The sequence below is a fragment of the Novosphingobium album (ex Liu et al. 2023) genome, from assembly GCF_029076845.1.
Lineage (GTDB): Bacteria > Pseudomonadota > Alphaproteobacteria > Sphingomonadales > Sphingomonadaceae > Novosphingobium.
The window spans coordinates 1-557 of record NZ_JARESE010000101.1; the positions used below are offsets into that span (position 1 = coordinate 1).

Annotated in this window: 1 protein-coding gene; it reads right to left on the reverse strand. The window is 65.2% G+C overall.

The window, feature by feature from the left end; translation table 11 throughout:
• Positions 1-79: 79 nt before the first annotated feature.
• The coding region (tnpA, locus tag PYV00_RS23925) for an IS66-like element accessory protein TnpA (protein WP_342803842.1) at positions 80-557 on the reverse strand (478 nt) is incomplete at its 5' end.

The following is a 557-nucleotide window of genomic DNA, read 5'->3' on the forward strand; positions in this document are numbered from 1 at the left end:
GCCGCCAATGCGTCTGGTCCTTTGCGAAAATCCACGGGCCGCGTCGCAACCATCACTCGCGCACCGGCGCCGGGTCCAATCATCGCGTTGCCTTGAGCGCTTCGATTACTGCCGCGATCAGCCCCTTATCCGCACCGCGCGCGATCCTCACCGCCACGCCGTCGATCTCTAGCTCTACCGCGCTCGGAGGCGATCCCCGCCGTCGACGTCGCCGCTTCGCGATCGGTGTTACTTCGGGCGAAGGCAGGTGCTCGATCACTGCGGGAACGAAGAGGGGCGCCGGGGCCGACGAGACCGGAAGCGGCACTCCTCGCGCCTCCATCTCCTTGCGCAACTCCCGGCGCCAGGTGAACAGCTGCGAGGGACAGATGCCATGCCGGCGAGCCACGGCGCTGATGGTCTCTTGGCCCGAATAGCTCTCCGCTACGATCGAGACCTTTACCTCCGGTGGCCAATCACGGCGTTTGCCTGCGCCGGTGAAGACCTCGAACCGCTGAACAACGCTAGTGCCAGCATCATCACATGACATCGTCATAGCACCAGCGACCTCCGCCCGA